16 protein-coding genes are annotated in these 16,273 nt (G+C 61.3%); 11 read left to right on the top strand and 5 right to left on the bottom strand.

Features of this window, described 5'->3' with window-relative positions:
• On the top strand, positions 1 to 1,006 hold a 1,006-nt coding region (locus VGO12_RS12040; protein ID WP_327512984.1), incomplete at its 5' end, for a porin.
• A gap of 310 nt (positions 1,007 to 1,316) precedes the next feature.
• On the opposite strand, the gene VGO12_RS12045 is transcribed toward VGO12_RS12040, so the two are convergent.
• From VGO12_RS12045 to VGO12_RS12055, 3 genes are all read right to left on the bottom strand, one after another.
• Positions 1,317 to 2,192 (bottom strand): alpha/beta fold hydrolase, encoded by an 876-nt coding sequence (locus VGO12_RS12045; protein WP_327512985.1) that lies wholly within the window; start codon positions 2,190 to 2,192, stop codon positions 1,317 to 1,319.
• Between the two features lie 186 nt (positions 2,193 to 2,378).
• The gene (locus tag VGO12_RS12050) at positions 2,379 to 2,876 is read right to left on the bottom strand and encodes a BA14K family protein (protein WP_327512986.1); all 498 of its coding nucleotides are present in this window, start codon (positions 2,874 to 2,876) and stop codon (positions 2,379 to 2,381) included.
• A gap of 113 nt (positions 2,877 to 2,989) precedes the next feature.
• Entirely contained in the window at positions 2,990 to 5,056 is a 2,067-nt protein-coding gene (locus VGO12_RS12055) for a lytic transglycosylase domain-containing protein (RefSeq protein ID WP_327512987.1), read from the bottom strand.
• Between the two features lie 295 nt (positions 5,057 to 5,351).
• Between VGO12_RS12055 and dapA the strand changes: the two genes are divergently transcribed.
• On the top strand, positions 5,352 to 6,236 hold the full coding sequence (gene dapA, locus VGO12_RS12060) for a 4-hydroxy-tetrahydrodipicolinate synthase (RefSeq protein ID WP_327512988.1): 885 nt from the start codon (positions 5,352 to 5,354) through the stop codon (positions 6,234 to 6,236).
• On the top strand, positions 6,236 to 6,715 hold the full coding sequence (gene smpB / locus VGO12_RS12065) for an SsrA-binding protein SmpB (protein ID WP_327512989.1): 480 nt from the start codon (positions 6,236 to 6,238) through the stop codon (positions 6,713 to 6,715). Before dapA ends, smpB begins: the two co-directional genes overlap by 1 nt.
• A gap of 288 nt (positions 6,716 to 7,003) precedes the next feature.
• Here smpB and VGO12_RS12070 read toward each other — a convergent pair whose 3' ends face one another.
• The gene (locus VGO12_RS12070) at positions 7,004 to 7,582 is read right to left on the bottom strand and encodes an NYN domain-containing protein (RefSeq protein ID WP_065777234.1); all 579 of its coding nucleotides are present in this window, start codon (positions 7,580 to 7,582) and stop codon (positions 7,004 to 7,006) included.
• A gap of 465 nt (positions 7,583 to 8,047) precedes the next feature.
• Between VGO12_RS12070 and rpoZ the strand changes: the two genes are divergently transcribed.
• The 8 genes from rpoZ to era all read left to right on the top strand — a co-directional run bounded on the left by rpoZ (position 8,048) and on the right by era (position 15,014).
• The gene (gene rpoZ / locus VGO12_RS12075) at positions 8,048 to 8,455 is read left to right on the top strand and encodes a DNA-directed RNA polymerase subunit omega (RefSeq protein ID WP_077961836.1); all 408 of its coding nucleotides are present in this window, start codon (positions 8,048 to 8,050) and stop codon (positions 8,453 to 8,455) included.
• Between the two features lie 305 nt (positions 8,456 to 8,760).
• A complete protein-coding gene (locus tag VGO12_RS12080) occupies positions 8,761 to 10,980 on the top strand; it encodes a bifunctional (p)ppGpp synthetase/guanosine-3',5'-bis(diphosphate) 3'-pyrophosphohydrolase (RefSeq protein WP_327512991.1) in 2,220 nt (739 codons plus the stop codon).
• Positions 10,981 to 11,156: 176 nt separating this feature from the next.
• Positions 11,157 to 11,306: a DUF3563 family protein gene (locus VGO12_RS12085; RefSeq protein ID WP_327512992.1), complete on the top strand. Its 150-nt coding sequence runs from the start codon at positions 11,157 to 11,159 to the stop codon at positions 11,304 to 11,306.
• Between the two features lie 189 nt (positions 11,307 to 11,495).
• A complete protein-coding gene (locus VGO12_RS12090; protein ID WP_327512993.1) occupies positions 11,496 to 12,050 on the top strand; it encodes a DUF2062 domain-containing protein in 555 nt (184 codons plus the stop codon).
• Entirely contained in the window at positions 12,047 to 12,466 is a 420-nt protein-coding gene (gene acpS, locus VGO12_RS12095; RefSeq protein WP_327512995.1) for a holo-ACP synthase, read from the top strand. Before VGO12_RS12090 ends, acpS begins: the two co-directional genes overlap by 4 nt.
• A gap of 150 nt (positions 12,467 to 12,616) precedes the next feature.
• Positions 12,617 to 13,360: a signal peptidase I gene (lepB, locus tag VGO12_RS12100; RefSeq protein WP_327512996.1), complete on the top strand. Its 744-nt coding sequence runs from the start codon at positions 12,617 to 12,619 to the stop codon at positions 13,358 to 13,360.
• Positions 13,360 to 14,076 (top strand): ribonuclease III, encoded by a 717-nt coding sequence (rnc, locus tag VGO12_RS12105; RefSeq protein WP_327513027.1) that lies wholly within the window; start codon positions 13,360 to 13,362, stop codon positions 14,074 to 14,076. The genes lepB and rnc overlap by 1 nt, the downstream gene beginning before the upstream one ends.
• Positions 14,077 to 14,084: 8 nt before the next feature.
• Positions 14,085 to 15,014: a GTPase Era gene (era, locus tag VGO12_RS12110; RefSeq protein WP_327512998.1), complete on the top strand. Its 930-nt coding sequence runs from the start codon at positions 14,085 to 14,087 to the stop codon at positions 15,012 to 15,014.
• A 138-nt stretch (positions 15,015 to 15,152) separates the two neighbouring features.
• Here the strand turns inward: era and VGO12_RS12115 are convergent, their stop codons facing one another.
• Positions 15,153 to 16,142: a glycerophosphodiester phosphodiesterase family protein gene (locus VGO12_RS12115; protein WP_327512999.1), complete on the bottom strand. Its 990-nt coding sequence runs from the start codon at positions 16,140 to 16,142 to the stop codon at positions 15,153 to 15,155.
• Between the last annotated feature and the right edge of the window lie 131 nt (positions 16,143 to 16,273).

Below are 16,273 nucleotides of genomic sequence, written 5' to 3' on the forward strand. Positions count from 1 at the left end.
TTCCGGCGCACAGGCAGCTGACGCAATCGTCGCAGCCGAGCCGGAGCCCATGGAATACGTTCGCGTTTGCGACGCTTTCGGCACTGGCTACTTCTACATCCCGGGCACCGAAACCTGCCTCAAGATCGGCGGCTTCATCCGTTTCCAGACTGATTTCGGCCGCGACGCTGCCGACAACAAGTGGAACCAGGAAGACTACGAAGTTGCTCCGGGCGTAGACGGTCAGTCGACGTCTGACTGGGATGCCTTCTCGCGCGCTTACATCTCGTTCGACGCCAAGAGCGACACCGAGTACGGCACGCTCACCGGCTTCTTCGCTGCTGAATTCAACGCCGACAACGACACCGACGATGGCGACAGCCTCATCGACGTTGACGAAGCCTACATCCAGCTCGGTGGCCTCAAGGCCGGCTTCTTCTACAACTGGTGGGATAAGGGCCTGAACGGCGAAACCGACTCGCTCGGCAACGTCACCGAATTCAACTCGATCGCCTACCTCTATGACGGCGGTTCGTTCCAGGCCGGTATCTCGATCGACGAACTCGAAGGCGCTTCGACGAAGGCTAACGGTGTTGGCGTTTCGGGTATCGTTTCGGCTTCGCTCGGCGGCGTATCCTTCGACCTGCTCGGCGGCTACGACTCTGAATTCGAAGAAGGCGCAATCCGCGCTCTGCTCTCGGCTGACCTCGGCCCGGGCGTCTTCCAGCTCGCTGGTATCTGGGCTTCGAACCCGAACGCTTACTGGGCAAAGTCTGAGTGGACCGTTGCTGCGTCGTACCGCTTCAACGCCACCGACAAGCTCGCCATCACCCCCGGCGTTCAGTACTTCGACAACCTCGCATCCTCGATCACCGACTTCGGCAACGACGATGCATGGCGCGCTGGCGTAACGCTGGACTACAAGATCACCGAAGGTCTCGCGACCCGCGTGTCGGTCCAGTACGAAGATGCTGACAACCGCGACGACCAGGTATTCGGCTTCGTCCGCCTGCAGCGCGACTTCTAATATCGTGTGACTTCGGTCAGAAGAGAGAAGCCCGGCTTTCGAGCCGGGCTTTTTCGTTTGCAGGTCCGTGTGGAGCGCGAGGCCTGTCTCGGCGAACCGGCAGCCGCAGGGTCGTTCCGCGCTACCGTTGAAATCACAGAATTCCGCGCGCCGCCGCATCCGCTCCGGCAGTCCGGGATTTCCGGGCGGATGGCTGTTGGCGGCCGACACGAAAGTGCGTAGCGATCTTTCAGATCAGCGCTGCGTGTCTTAAGTCGTTGATATGGTGGATGTCTTTATCGCAAGGCCACGTCGCTCTCGAACACATGTTCTATGCGATGCTGTCGGCAAAGGCCGTCACGGCCTGACGGGGACCGTCAAGGTGCAGAAGAGGGGCATGACCCTGGCCAAGCGCCGTGTGCGCCAGGATTTTTGGGTTCCGCCGCCTCATGTCGTCGAAGATGGTCTGAGAGAGCAGCTTTGAGTGCTCGCCTCGAACGACCATCAAGGGTCTTTCCGCCAGCGCCTCGAGCTGGGGCCAGAGTGTGGGTAGCGACGTCTCGCCTGTCAGGCCGCGCAACGGCAAGGCGATCGCCGGGTCAAAATCGGCGCAGGGGATGCCGGCTTCATCGCGATAGATCGCCCTTGCCATTTGTTCCCAGTCGGACGCGCCAAGGATCGGAAAGTCGGCACCATGTACGGTTCGCAGATAGTTGGGCGCCTCGGCCCAGCGTGTCGGACCATGGGGCGCGTTGAGGTAGTCCCTGATTGCCAGCAATCCCGCGATCTCGATCACGGGGCCGATATCGTTGAGCACGGCTGCGGCAATCAGGTCGGGGGCCACCTCGATGAGCTGGTGCAGGATCAGCCCGCCCCGAGACGTGCCGATGAAGCAGGCCCTTTCGATGCCGAAATGGGCGCAGGCCGTGACGACGTCGCGCGTTTCGACGGCGATGCTGTAGTTGCTTTTATCCGGGTCACGCGCCGCGTTGCCGCGCCCGCGGTAATCCAGTGAGACAACGGGGTGGCTACCTCCGGATGAAGAGGTGAGGAAGAGGGCGAGCGCGTGAAAATCGCGGCTGTTTCGCGTCAGGCCCGGCAGGCAGACGACAGGTATCGCCGTTGAAATTTCAACCGGTGCGTATCTGCGGGCATAGAGCTGCAAGCCGTCATTTGCCTGAAATCGGTGCTCCCGATACTGCTCCATTCCAACCCCTCCATACCGCTCTGTTGCCGATCCTAGCCGATGATGGCCGTCGGACAAGCGCTTCGGTTGCGGTTTGGCGAAGGGATGGGGCAGATGTCCTTGCGCAGCGCGCTCCGAACAGCGCGGTGCACCGCGCGTTTCCCGTTTCCCATAGCCATCGCTACGGGAAACGGATGGGTGAGACGATCAATACGGCGAGTAACATTGACGCCGGGGGCCACCATAGGGCTGATAGCTGTTGTCGTAGGCGCGATAGGACCGGTAGCGCGCATAACACCAGCGTGTGTGGGAGTTGCCGCCCACGGCCCGAGGCTCGTTGTAATATCTCGGCTGGTTGATCAGGCCGCCGATGATTGCGCCTGCGGCGAGGCCACCGATGATCGCACCGACATTGTCGTTGTCATCATCGTGATAGTACCGGCGATAGCGGTCGCGGTAGTGACCGTCGCGATAATACCCGTCGCGATAGCGTCGTTCGTTCCGTACGGCGCCGCGGTTGCCGCAATAGGGAAGGGCGCAACTCGAACGGCTCTTGCGTCCTTCGCCACGCTCATAGGGGAATTGAACCTGCTGGACATCGGTCGTACGCGAAACGACCACGGGAGCGCCAGGGAAGGCAAAAGCAGACGGAACGCTGCTCAGTGCAGTCACCAGCGACAGGGCAACCATTGTTAACGTCTTCATAGTGCTCACCATTTCCTTCCGAGGAAGTTCCAAGCTCTGGGAAGGAATGGTTGAGCGCGTCGTTTGTGCCGTCCCTCACGATCACGTTTACTTGATCGTGAGGGACGCGAGAATTACCGTCGGCCCATTCTCAGGTCTTCGACGATATCCGCTTTCTGCCCGAGCCGTGATTTGTATACCTGGTAATTCTCCATGACCCGCTGCACGTAGTTGCGTGTTTCCTGGAAGGGGATGCGTTCGATCCAATCGACGACTTCGTCGATCGGCCTGCCCCGCGGATCGCCATAGCGGTCGAGCCAGTCGGGTACGCGGCGCGGACCGGCATTGTAGGCGATGAAGGTGAGGATGTAGGACCCGCCGAAACTGCTGATCTGTTCGCCGAGATAATGCGCCCCGAGCGTTGCATTATAGCCCGCATCGGTGGTCAGGCGTTCCTGCGAATAGGCAAGCCCATATCGGCCGGCCACGCCCTTGGCCGTGCCTGGCATCAGTTGCAAGAGGCCACGCGCATTGGCGGTGGAAATGGCTGCCGGATTAAAGGCGCTTTCCTGGCGCGCAATGGCATAGGCAAGCGCCTTGCCGGAACCGTCGATATTGGCGCTCGGCGGAATGACGCCGACAGGAAAGGCAAGGGCAGCGACATCGATCCCGCGCCCGAACGCAATCTTGCCCACCTGCAGCGACAACTGATGATTGCCGCTTTTTTCCGCGCGCGCGGACAGCAGGGCCAGTTCACCGGGGCTCGTCAATTCATCGGCGAGCGCGCGATAGATGCTGTCGGCGCGCCACGCATGGCCGGTGCTTTCGAGCCGCGTTATCGCCCGCACCGCTTCGCGGTTTTCGAACTGCATCCGGTCTTGAGGCGCGGGTGCGGGGTAGGCGACGTTCAGCGTCTTTCGGCCAAGTCTTGCGGCCGCGAGCTGGCCATAGAACGTTCCAGGGTAACGCGCCGCATTGGCGAAATAGGCGCTGGCGTCGCCCGGTCCGCCGGCCTCTGCCGACCGGCCGAGCCAATACCAGGCGCGTGACGCCGAGAGCGGGCGATTGGAGACGTCGAGTATGCGCCGGAAGTGGCGCTCGGCGATCGCCGGATCCTCCATGCCGCGGAGAGCGAACCAGCCGGCATGGAATTCCGCGTCGACAATGTCGGTCGCCTCGGTTGCCAAATGGCCGGCCGCGACGCGGTAGGCACCGCGAAAGTCGCCGAGGTCGAGAAGACCCCGGCTGATGATACGCTGCTCCACCCACCATTCGCCGGGATCGACGAGCGCCGATGTATCCCTGGGCATGCGGCCGAGAAGTTTGGCCGCCTCCTCGTACTTCTTTTCCTTGCGCAGGTATTCGATCTGAATGAAGAGAAAAGCCGGATCCTTGCGCCAGGCGTTGTCGATAGCGGCAATCAGCGCGGCAGCGTCGCCGGCCCCGCGATTGACGGCAGCCCAGGCGCGGTAAAGTGATTGGGCCTTGCCGAGGTCCCCGAACCGTTCCGCTTGCTCGACCCGGTTGCGATAAAGCAACATCGCCATGCGCCTCTGGTGGTCGCTCGCGGTCAGCAGTCCGGAAAACTCGCCGAGGATCGTCGTTTCGAGATCCTTGTCGAGGGCTTGTTTTCGCCAGACTTCGCTCAGCCGCTTCGCCGCCGCCTCGCTTTTCCCTTGAGCGACGAGTGCGCGAACCAGGATGACGGTCCCTTCGGTCGTTTCCGGCTGCGTGTCGCCAAAGGCGGCCAGCACGTCGGCCGCCGGCGGGTTTTCGCGATAGAGCGCGCGCTCGGAGTTGGCGCGCAGGGATTTGAGACCCGGCCACCCCTGAAGCTCGCGTTGGGCGTCGGCGATCTCGTGGGACGGAACGCCGCGCTGTCCGGAAACGGCAATGGCCCAGGTCAGGATATGCCGGTCGAGCGTGCCTTCGCCCATGGCGTTGCGGATCGCTATCGCCTGGCTCGGCTGCCGGTTGGACAAGGCATCGAGACCCAACTTCAGCTCGCTGCTGGTGATGGCCGGAACTGCCGGAATGGCGCTTGTCGTTTCATCTGTCGCAACCGGGGTTGCGGCACCGTGACTGGCGGGCTTGCGCGCGGGAACCGGTACGCGATCGGGAGTTTCGGAACTTGATGCAGCCGAGGGGAGAAATGCCGCGCTGATGATGACGGCAACAGGCAGAAAGATCGATCCGCGCATCAATGGCCCCGTGTTCCCCGCATCTTGCATTCACTACACTTCCGGATGGTCTCGGGCGAGACTATTGGTCGGCATCAATCATGGCAATTGCACCTTCTCACGCCGTTCGACCTTGGTCGAGGACGCCGACTATGTGGGCTGAACGCCAAGCTTTTGCGCGAAAACCGGCATGAAATGCCGTGTCACAGTGCTTGCCGCGGCCATCTCACATGATTATGGTGCGGCAGTTTTCTAACCGTCGATTACGGCCAAAGCATGAGTGCATAGGTGCTCTTTGCGCCGTCAGGAGTTGTGCATGTTCAAGGGTTCCATTCCCGCTCTCGTAACACCGTTCACCGCCACCGGCGCAGTGGACGCGGATGGTTTCGTCGCGCATGTGGAATGGCAGATAAAAGAGGGCAGCCACGGCCTCGTGCCCGTCGGCACGACCGGCGAATCCCCGACCCTTTCGCACGACGAACACAAGAAGGTCGTCGAGCTCTGCATCGAGGCGGCCGCCAAGCGGGTGCCCGTCATTGCCGGCGCCGGTTCCAACAACACGACGGAAGCGATCGAGCTTGCACAGCACGCCGAAAAGGCGGGCGCCGATGCGATCCTGGTGGTCACGCCCTACTACAACAAGCCGACCCAGAAGGGTCTGTTCGCACACTATGCGGCGATTGCCGAAAGCGTGAAGGCTCCGATCGTCATCTACAACATTCCCGGCCGCTCGGTGGTCGACATGAGCGTTGAAACGATGGCAGCCCTCAGCAAGGCCTATCGCAACATCATTGGCGTCAAGGATGCGACCGGAAAGATCGAGCGCGTGTCGGAACAGCGCATGGCCTGCGGTCCTGATTTTGTTCAACTTTCCGGCGAAGACGCGACAGCGCTCGGGTTCAATGCCCACGGCGGCGTTGGTTGCATCTCGGTGACGGCGAACGTGGCGCCGCGCCTCTGCGCGGAGTTCCAGGAAGCGACGTTGGCAGGCGACTTCGCCAAGGCGCTCGCCTATCAGGACAAGCTGATGCCGCTGCACAAGGCGATCTTCATGGAGCCGGGCCTCTGTGGCGCGAAGTATGCGCTGAACCGCCTTGGCCGCATGAGCCGTGCCGTGCGTTCGCCGCTCCTGTCGACGCTTGAGCCGGGAACCGAAGCGGCGATCGACGCGGCACTTCTCCATGCAGGATTGATGAACTGATGGCACCCAAAGGAAGCCAGCGCACGGTCAACAAGGTTGTGGCGGAAAACCGCAAGGCCCGCTTCAACTATGAGATCGTCGACACCTACGAGGCCGGTCTGGTTTTGACCGGCACCGAGGTCAAGTCGCTGCGCGAAGGCAAGGCCAATATTGCCGAATCCTATGCGACCGACGAGGGCGGGGAGATCTGGCTGATCAATTCCTATCTGCCGGAATATCTGCAGGCGAACCGCTTCAATCACGAGACCCGTCGCCGTCGCAAGCTGCTCTTGTCGAAGCGCGAGGTCAACCGGCTGCAGGGTGCCGTCAACCGTGAAGGCATGTCCCTGATCCCGCTCAAGATCTACTTCAACGACCGCGGCAGGGCGAAGCTCGAGCTGGCGCTCGGCAAGGGCAAGAAGCTGCACGACAAGCGCGAGGCCTCGAAGGAGCGCGACTGGAACAGGCAGAAGAGCCGACTGCTGAAAGATCGTGGCTAGCGTTCCCGCCTTCAAGTGCAAACGCTTGATGGCCTAAGATACTCGAAAACGTGAGATACAGGGTGCGCGCTGGCTTGAGCTGGCCGATCATGCACCGGCTCGACCGTTGTCACAGGCGCAAGGTCAATCAGAACGGAAATGGGTGGAGTGTCGGGGCAGGGCCTGCCTGACGATGCGACCCGCTTCGCTGGCCACCAAGGCGGCCCGGCAATCAAATTTCGGTATTTTCAGGTTTCGAAAGAATCTCTGGCCTGGCGCGGAACGATTCCGGCGCTTCGGCGTTTACCCCTAAATTTCAACGGGATCTGCGACGGGCTCGCTGTGTCTCGGGGTACGTTCGGAGGGTTCACGGCCGATTTCGGCGCGAAGCGTGGCAAGGTCGATGAAGTGATCGGCCTGGCGGCGCAGGTCGTCGGCGATCATCGGCGGTTGCGTCGACATTGTGGAAACGACGGAAACCTTGCGGCCGCGGCGCTGCAGCGCTTCGACGAGGGTGGTGAAATCGCCGTCGCCGGAGAAGATAACGAGATGGTCGACGGTTTCCGATTGCTCCATGGCGTCGATTGCAAGTTCGATGTCCATGTTGCCCTTGATCTTGCGGCGTCCAAGTGAATCGGTGAACTCCTTGGCAGGCTTCGTCACGACCTTGTAACCGTTATAGTCTAGCCAGTCGATCAGCGGACGGATTGACGAGTATTCCTGATCTTCGATCAGGGCGGTGTAGTAGTAAGCGCGCAGCAGGTAGCCGCGCTTTTGAAACGCCTTCAGGAGTTTGCGATAGTCGATGTCGAAGCCAAGGCTTTTCGACGCCGCGTAGAGATTGGCGCCGTCGATAAAAAGTGCGATTTTTTCGCGGGGGTCGAACATCGTCGTTCCTTTGTCAATGGCGGCGCATCAATACCACCTGCCAGCGGTGCGCAAAAATAAGTCGTTTACATTAATAATTGCTGATATTGCAAATAATGTAGCTTATGTATTGCATTATTCCAGCCGATCGCCCGCGAATATAGCTAGTTTTAGCAGTTGCTATAGGTCGTCCACACCCCAGCTCCGCCTTTTCTACCGGACGTTTCCGCCAGTCGATCCGCGTTGCAACCAGGGTGTGTGGCGTAGGTCTCCAACCCGTCCGGATCGCATTTTATCACGAAGTATGACGTTACGTGAGCACCACTTGAAGGAAAAACTTGAACTTGGCTTGTTTTGATTGTATCCGGGCGGCTAAATCCAGAAATCGGAGCCGACGGGGCCGTTGCTAGACGGCCGTTCCGGTTTCGAGTCGTCAATCCGTGCAGCGGCGATTGCCGCCGCGCTCCGAGCCCAAAAGGACAGGCAATGGCCCGCGTCACCGTCGAAGATTGCATCGACAAGGTCGATAACCGTTTCGAACTCGTTCTGCTTGCCAGCCACCGCGCGCGCCTGATTTCTCAGGGCGCCGCCATCACTATCGATCGCGACAACGACAAGAACCCGGTCGTTGCCCTTCGCGAGATCGCGGATGAAACGCTTTCTCCCGGCGACCTCAAGGAAGACCTGATCCACTCGCTGCAGAAGCATGTCGAAGTGGACGAGCCCGAGCCGGATCCGGCTTCGCTGCTGCAGACGGACGCCGAGACGACGTTTGCCGAAGTTGCCGAAGACGAAGACCAGCCGGAAGCCATCACCTTCGACCGCATGTCGGAAGAAGAACTGCTGGCCGGCATCGAAGGCCTGGTTCCGCCGGAAAAGAGCGACGACTACTGAGATCCGTCGCGGAACGCCCGTTCCCACGTGTTTTCAAAGGAGTGCGCCACTCGTATGATTGGCGCACTTTTTTATTGATTTCGTCTGCAGCGCCGCGCGTCCTGTCAGAGCAAGTGTCGCTGTAGCACTTTGGACTGCAGCATGTTTCCTTCAGGCCCGATTAAGGAAACATGCAGTAGAGCCGGACGAGGAAGTGTGTGCGGATTTCCGCCCGCATCCCGCTCTCTCTTGTGAGTGACGATCGCGTTCATGATTTTGAGGTCGCTTCGGCCTGAAATCTTCCTGATCTAGAGGACCGCCAGCGAATGATGCGCCAATACGAGCTCGTTGAGCGCGTGCAGAAGTACAAGCCCGACGTCAATGAAGCCTTGCTCAACAAGGCTTACGTCTATGCGATGCAGAAGCATGGCCAACAGAAGCGGGCAAGCGGCGATCCCTATATTTCCCACCCGCTGGAAGTCGCCGCGATCCTGACGGAGATGCGGCTCGATGAATCGACCATCGCCGTTGCACTGCTGCACGACACGATCGAGGACACGACGGCAACGCGCCAGGAGATCGACGATCTCTTCGGCGAGGATATCGGCGCACTCGTCGAGGGGCTGACGAAGATCAAGAAGCTCGATCTCGTCACCAAAAAGGCCAAGCAGGCCGAGAACCTGCGCAAGCTGCTTCTCGCCATTTCGGACGATGTCCGCGTGCTCCTGGTCAAGCTTGCCGACCGGCTGCACAACATGCGTACCCTCGACCACATGTCGGCGGAAAAGCGCGCCCGCATTTCCGAAGAAACGATGGATATCTATGCGCCGCTCGCCGGCCGCATGGGTATGCAGGATATGCGCGAGGAGCTGGAAAACCTCTCGTTCCGCCACATCAACCCCGAAGCCTTCGAGACGGTCACCCGGCGGCTGGAAGAACTGTCCCAGCGCAATGAGGGGCTGATCAAGAAGATCGAGGACGAACTGCGCGAGTTGCTTCAGGCCGAGGGTCTGAAGGCGGCCCAGGTCAAGGGGCGGCAGAAGAAGCCCTACTCGGTCTTCCGCAAGATGCAGTCGAAGTCGCTGTCCTTCGAGCAGCTTTCCGACGTCTGGGGCTTCCGCCTCATCGTCGACGACATTCCGTCCTGCTACCGGGCGCTCGGCATCGTCCACACCCGCTGGCGCGTGGTGCCCGGGCGGTTCAAGGATTACATCTCGACGCCCAAGCAGAACGACTACCAGTCGATCCACACCACGATCGTCGGCCCCTCGCGCCAGCGCATCGAGCTGCAGATCCGCACGCGTCGCATGAACGATATCGCCGAATACGGTATCGCTGCACACTCGCTCTACAAGGACGGGGAGGGGAACGCCTCCGATACGGCGCTGTCGCCGAATTCCAATGCCTATTCCTGGCTCAGGCGCACGATCGAATCGCTTGCCGAGGGCGACAATCCGGAGGAGTTCCTGGAGCATACCAAGCTCGAGCTCTTCCAGGACCAGGTCTTCTGCTTCACGCCCAAGGGCCAGTTGATCGCGCTGCCGCGCGGCGCGACGCCGATCGACTTTGCCTATGCCGTGCACACCAACATTGGCGACACCTGCGTCGGGGCCAAGATCAACGGCCGCATCATGCCGTTGGTCACTCGTCTCAACAACGGCGACGAAGTGGAGATCATCCGCTCGGGCATCCAGGTGCCGCCGCCGGCTTGGGAAGAGATCGTCGTCACCGGCAAGGCGCGTTCGGCGATCCGCCGGGCGACCCGGGCTGCCATCCGCAAGCAATATGCCGGTCTCGGCTACCGTATCCTCGAGCGCACCTTCGAGCGCGCCGGCAAGACGTTTTCGCGCGAGGCACTGAAGCCGGCGCTGCATCGCCTCGGCCAGAAGGAGGTCGAAGACGCGATCGCTTCGGTTGGCCGCGGCGAACTCTCGTCGCTGGACGTGCTGCGCGCGGTCTTCCCAGATCATCAGGACGAACGCGTGACGGTGAAGCCGAGCGCCGACGACGGCTGGTTCAACATGCGCAGCGCCGCCGGCATGGTGTTCAAGCTGCCCGGCCACTCCAAGGATGCCAACGGCTCGGTCGAAGGGCCCGAGGCTTTGCCGATCCGCGGGATCTCCGGCAATGCGGAGGTGCACTTCAGCCCGGCCGGCGCGATCCCCGGCGACCGCATCGTCGGCATCATGGACAGGGACAAGGGCATCACCATCTACCCCATCCAGTCGCCGATCCTGCAGAAATTCGATGAAGAGCCGGAACGTTGGATCGACGTGCGCTGGGACCTGGACGAGGCCAACAGCAGCCGCTTCATGGCGCGCATCGCCATCAGCGCGCTCAACGAGCCGGGAACACTGGCGGAACTGGCCCAGGCGATCGCCACCAGCGACGTCAACATCCGCTCGCTGTCGATGGGGCGCGTGGCCGCAGACTTCAGCGAATTGCAGTTCGATCTCGAAGTCTGGGACCTGCGTCAGCTCAACCATCTGATCACGCAGCTCAAGGAACTGCCGAGCGTCTCGCTGGTGAAGCGGCTGTTCGAATAAGCGGCCCGCGCCACGCCGGCACGCTATCGCCCGCAGATGCCTCCAAAACAGGCATGGGCGCATGATAAAACGGCAAGCCATGTCGTGGGAGCATGGCTGCCGCTACTTCCTGGAACTGGTAGAAAAGGGGGCGCTAAACTATCTTCAGCGTCGGGAGGTAAACAAAGAGGTTTGCCATGTTCAATCAGTTGAAGAAAATCACCCGCGCCCTGCGCATCCCTACTCAGGAAGAGCGTGAGCTCGCCTATCTCAACAATTCGGTCGATCGTATCGATCTCGAATACCGTCAGCGCCAGATCGATCGCGGCCTGTTCCGCAACTACTAAGTCGATCGCGTCCCGCCTTGTGGCGGGATGCTGAAGCCATGCGCTCCGTGAATGGCTTGTGTGCGACATATGCGCGGCGCGGTCGCGGGTTGCAAGCGAAGGGCATGACGCCTATCTTGCGGCCAGCAAACAGGCGGACGCGCCCTCTTGTGCCGGCTGACGGTGTCAAGACGCGGTCATGACGGCATAATGTTATTCAGACGCAGAAAACCGGTCACGATTTCCGAAAGACTTCGCGCGTTCCTTTGGCCGCGCAAGGGTCTTTCGCGCGGGCCGCGTTATATCGCGCTTCGCATCCTGCGCCTGTCGTCGACGCCGCACGCGATCGCCGTCGGTGTGGCAGCGGGTGCTGCATCCTCCTTCACGCCGTTCTTCGGGCTGCATATCATCATCGCGGTCGGGATCGCCTTTCTGTTTTCGGGCAACCTTGTTGCCGCGGCAATCACGACGGCGCTTGCCAATCCGGTGACGATCCCGATGATCCTCACCGCCTCCTACGAGCTCGGGATTGCGATCCTGGGGGTGGAGAGCGCGCACGCCGCAAGCAGCGCCGATGTGATGCGAATGGTCGAACATTTCGACTTTTCCGCTCTCTGGGGACCGGTTTTCAAGCCGATGCTGATCGGCTCCTTGCCCTTGTCGGCCGCAGGTGCCGTCATTTCCTATCTCGCCGCCTATCAGGCGGCCCGTCTTTTCCAGAAGCGGCGCCAGGCGCGCGTCAAGGACCCCGGATCCTCCACATGATCATTGGCATCGGCAGCGACCTGATCGATATCAGGCGGATCGAAAACTCGCTTTCGCGCTTCGGCGAACGCTTCATCCAGCGCTGCTTCACCGAGGTGGAGATTGCAAAGTCCGAGGGCCGGAAGAACCGTGCGGCGTCCTATGCCAAGCGATTTGCCGCCAAGGAGGCCTGTTCGAAGGCGCTGGGCACCGGCCTTGCCCAGGGCGTCTTCTGGAAGGACATGGGCGTCATCAATTTGCCCGGCGGAAAGCCGACGATGAAGCTGACCGGTGGTGCGGCGGAGCGGCTCGAGCGCATGTTGCCGCCGGGGCATCGGGCAGCCGTTCACCTGACCATCACCGATGATTTCCCCCTGGCGCAGGCCTTCGTGATTATCGAAGCGCTGCCCGTTGCCCCGGTTGAGGGAACGGTTTAGAGCATTTCGCTGGAAAACCCGGGCCCGGGCGATTGAAGGGCAGGCGATCTGCATCATATGAGACCGGAATGCTGGGCAGGGTCGAGACTGCGGACCAAAGATAAGAGCAAGCCCCAAGAGGGTGTTGCGATGATAAAGGAAAACAGACGCGTGGCAGAAAAGACAGAAGCGAAGCAGAGCGGCCTCTGGGAGAACGTGAAGGTCGTGATCCAGGCGCTGCTCCTGGCCGTCGTCATCCGGACGGTCCTCTTTCAGCCCTTTACCATTCCCTCCGGTTCGATGATGCCGACGCTGCTTGTCGGCGACTACATCTTCGTCAACAAGTTCGCCTACGGCTTCTCCAAGTATTCGCTGCCGCTCTCGCCGGATCTCTTCTCCGGTCGCATCTTTGCAAGCGAGCCGAAGCGCGGCGACATCGTGGTCTTCCGCTTCCCGCCGAACCCGGACATCGACTACATCAAGCGCCTCGTCGGCCTGCCGGGCGATCGCGTTCAGGTGCGCAACAGCATCCTCTACATCAACGACAAGCCGATCGACCGCGTTCCCGATGGCGGCTTCCGCGCCGACGACCAGTATGACACCGGCGGCGACGTTCCTGTTTACCGCGAGACGATGGACAACGGCGTCTCCTACGACACGCTCGATCAGTTCCCGGACTCCCGTGGCGACAACACGCGCGAATTCATCGTGCCTGCGGGTCATTACTTCATGATGGGCGACAACCGCGACAACTCCGCCGACAGCCGCTTCGATGTCGGCTTCGTGCCGGCTGAAAACCTCGTCGGGCGCGCCAGCATGATCTTCTTCTCGCTTGGCAACGACACGTCGTTCCGCGAAATCTGGAAGTGGCCGGCGAACCTGCGCTACGACCGTCTGTTCAAGGCGGTCGAATGATGAAGTCGCGGTCGCTGAGCACGGAGGACCGGGCCAAGCTCGAGGCTGTGATCGGCTATCAGTTTGCAGAAAAGGAGCGCCTCGATCGGGCGCTCACCCATTCCAGCGCCCGTAGCGCCAAGGGCTCGAACTATCAGCGGCTCGAGTTTCTCGGCGACCGGGTGCTTGGGCTTTGCGTTGCCGAACTGCTGTTCCAGACGTTTCGCGATGCGAACGAGGGCGAGCTTTCGGTCCGGTTGAACCAGCTCGTCAGCGCCGAAAGCTGCGCCAAGGTCGCCGACGACATGGAATTGCATCAGTTCATCCGCACCGGCTCCGACGTCAAGAAGATTACCGGCAAGGCGATGATGAATGTGCGCGCCGATGTGGTAGAGTCGCTGATCGCAGCGATCTATCTCGACGGCGGCCTCGAGGCGGCCCGCGGGTTCGTGATGCGCCACTGGAAGGACAGGGCTGCGCGCGCCGATGGTGCGCGCCGCGATGCGAAGACCGAATTGCAGGAATGGGCCCACGCCAAGTTTGGCGGGTCGCCCACGTACCGGACGGATGACCGGTCCGGTCCCGATCACGATCCCCGCTTCACGGTCACCGTGGAGGTGGCGGGTGTCGCGCCGGAGACTGGGACCGACAGGTCCAAACGCGGCGCCGAACAGGTCGCTGCGACGAAATTGTTGGAACGCGAAGGCGTGTGGCGGAAGACTTCTGCCGGAAATTGACGGAAAAAATGACGGACATGGAAAAAGATACGGCCGCCGAAGGCGCGCCGACCCACTCGGGCTTCGTGGCGCTGATCGGCGCGACCAATGCAGGCAAGTCGACCCTGGTCAACCGCCTGGTGGGCGCCAAGGTTTCGATCGTCAGCCATAAGGTCCAGACGACGCGCGCTATCGTGCGCGGCATCGCCATCCACGACAACGCCCAGATCGTCTTCATGGATACGCCCGGCATCTTCAAGCCGCGCCGCAGGCTCGACCGCGCCATGGTGACGACCGCGTGGGGCGGCGCCAAGGATGCCGACGTGATCATGTTGCTGATCGATAGCGAGCGTGGCCTCAAGGGCGATGCGGAAGCGATTCTCGAAGGCTTGAAGGAAGTCCACCAGCCGAAGATCCTGGTTCTGAACAAGATCGACCAGGTGCGGCCCGAGGACCTGCTGAAGCTTGCGGCGGCTGCCAACGAGACGGTCCAGTTCGAGCGCACCTTCATGATCTCGGCGCTGAACGGCTCGGGCTGCAAGGATCTGATGGATTACCTGGCAGAGACTTTGCCGGAAGGTCCCTGGTACTATCCGGAGGACCAGATCTCCGATCTGCCGATGCGCCAGCTTGCAGCCGAAATCACCCGCGAGAAGCTGTTCCTGCGCCTGCATCAGGAACTCCCCTACGCCTCGCATGTCGAGACGGAGAAGTGGGAAGAACGCAAGGACGGCTCGGTGCGCATCGAGCAGGTGATCTACGTCGAGCGCGAAAGCCAGAAGAAGATCGCACTCGGCAAGAACGGCGATGCGATCAAGGCGATCTCGACCGCTTCGCGCAAGGAGATCTCGGAAATCCTCGAGCAGCCGGTGCACCTCTTCCTGTTCGTGAAGGTGCGCGAAAACTGGGGCGACGACCCCGAGCGGTTCCGCGAGATGGGACTGGAATTCCCGCGGTAAATTCTCGCGCGTCGACCTGTTGCGATACGATATCGGCACCCGTGCAAACGGGTGCCTTTTTGTTACCGGCCTCACGCGCCGGATAAGTGCTTTCGCATGCAGCCGTTCCGGATGACGCAGCGACCTTGGCGCATGCGGTCAGCCACGCCCGGCTTCTGCCGCTTGACGCCCCTTCAATGCGGGTCCGATGGTCTCGACACGATTGGTCCAGACGTAGCCGGCAAATCCTGGCGGCACCAGATCGAGATCTTCCGTGGTGTCGATGCCGGTGGAGAAGTCACCGCCTTGATAGGGGCCGATCAGGATGATTTCGCTGCCGGCCGCTTTCATGCGCTGGGCGAAACGGTCGGGCCAGCCCCAAAGGTAGGGCGCGTAATTTCCAGGCACGATGACAAACGTGTTTCTGCAGGCCTCCGGCACCAGGCCGGTCCATCCATAACCGAGATAGTGGGTAAAGCAGGCCATCACCGACGACCGGTCATAACCGCGCATGCCCTCGATCGTCTTCTGCGCCTCACGCGTCGGGTTCTCGCCGCCATAGACCCCGAAGACGGCTGCGCGCCATTCCGGCTGAGCGTCAAGAAGGGCGGCCAGCGCCGTTCCTTCCTCGGTGCGCCGGCTCTTGAAGTTGACCAGAAACTTGCGGTCGGGCAGGGCTGCCAGGACCTCGTCAAGCGTCGGCATCTGGCCAACCCCCTTGCCGCGGAAGGGATAAGTCTTGCCGCCGTCGGCCGTGTAACCGTAGCCGATATCGAGGGTTTTCAGCGTTGCCATCGGCGTCTCTTCGGTCACGCCCCTGGCTTCCGTGCGGCAATCCAGCGTCCAGTCATGGAAGATGGCGAATTGCTTGTCGGGGGTCAGGTGCACGTCGAGCTCGACCACGTCGGCGCCGGCGTCGAAGGCCGCCTGCATCGAGGGAATGGTGTTCTCGAGATGGGCGTGCTCAGGCGGATTGATGATCGTCGCCGTGCAGGTGTCGTTGCCGACATTCGCCTTCGCATAGGTCTGGTGGACGCCGCGGTGTGCAAGCAGCTTTGCAGGGCCGCCGGGCGGGGTGGCAAGCAATGATGTGTTCAGCAGCCAGACGATGGCGGCAAAAAGGGCAATGACGGCAAGGACTTTCTTCATCCCGATTCTCCTCTTCAGAATCCGGATTGCCCGACATTGTGGCGCGACGATGTTGCTGCACGCGTGGCGTGCGTTTCGCGGATTGCGAACAATGTGTCACCCGTGCGCACAATTGACCCACGCGGCACCGG

Source organism: Ensifer sp., from assembly GCF_035999135.1.
In the GTDB taxonomy this organism is placed as follows: Bacteria; Pseudomonadota; Alphaproteobacteria; order Rhizobiales; family Rhizobiaceae; genus Ensifer.